This is a genomic window from Streptomyces sp. NK08204 (genome assembly GCF_020400585.1).
Lineage (GTDB): Bacteria > Actinomycetota > Actinomycetes > Streptomycetales > Streptomycetaceae > Streptomyces.
Map to the genome: position 1 here is coordinate 1 of NZ_JAINVF010000072.1, position 1017 is coordinate 1017.

The 1017-nt window shown below is 73.5% G+C and carries 1 protein-coding gene; it reads left to right on the forward strand.

Annotated features, from left to right (window positions below):
• Positions 1-1014: FAD-dependent monooxygenase (locus K7G59_RS34340; protein WP_225840659.1), on the forward strand; the 1014-nt coding region annotated here is incomplete at its 5' end.
• Between the last annotated feature and the right edge of the window lie 3 nt (positions 1015-1017).

Sequence of the window (1017 nt, forward strand, 5' to 3'; positions counted from 1 at the left end):
GCGGGCAACCAGCTCTTCACCGAGCCGCGCGGGCTGGCCCAGGGCTACCACTGGCCGCAGTACTCCGTCCACCGCGGCGAGTTGCAGCTGCTGCTCCTCGAGCGGGTCCGTGAACGGCTCGGCCCCGACGCCGTGCGCACCGGCATGCGGCTGCTGGACTTCACCGAGCGCCCCGGCGCCGTCCGCGTCCGCGTGCAAGACCGCGCGAGCGGCGCCGACGAAACCCTCGACGGCACCGCGCTGATCGGTGCGGACGGGCTGCACTCGACGGTCCGCTCCCAGCTCCACCCGAACGAAGGTCCGCTGTGCTGGTCGGGCCAGCGGATGTGGCGTGGCATCACGGTGTCGGAGCGGCCCTTCCTGACCGGCCGGTCCATGGTGGTCGCAAGCGACGGCACCGCGTCGCTCGTCGCGTACCCGATCGGCCGGAACCGGATCAACTGGGTCTGCCTGGTACGCGTCGCCGAACCCGGCCCCCTGCCCGCGGACGGCACCGTGGACACGGCCGACGACTACCGCGCGGGCCGGCTGGACGACGCGCTGTCCCACTACGACGGCTGGTCGCTGGACTGGCTCGATGTCCGCGAGCTGCTGAAGCACAGCGATCACGTCCTCGAATACCCCATGGTCGACCGCGAACCGCTCCCTGCCTGGGGCCGAGGCCGGGTGACGCTGCTCGGCGACGCCGCCCACCCCATGTATCCCGCCGGGGCCAATGGCGCCTCCCAGGCCGTGCTCGACGCGCGGGTTCTCGCCCACGAGCTGGCGCGGGCGGGCGACGACACGCCGGCAGGGCTCGCCGCGTACGAGCGTGCCCGCCTGGACGCGACCGCGGGCGTCGTCCTCGCGGGCCGCGCGATGGAGCGCGCCGCGGGGCCCGGGATGCTGGATCGCGGCCGGCTCGCTCAGATGGTGGAGCTCTACCGCCGAAAGGCCGAGAGCGAAGTCGCCGAGCTCAACGCCCGGCCTTCCCTGACACCGCCCCGCACCGGCAGCCACCAGGAGACGCCGTAACTT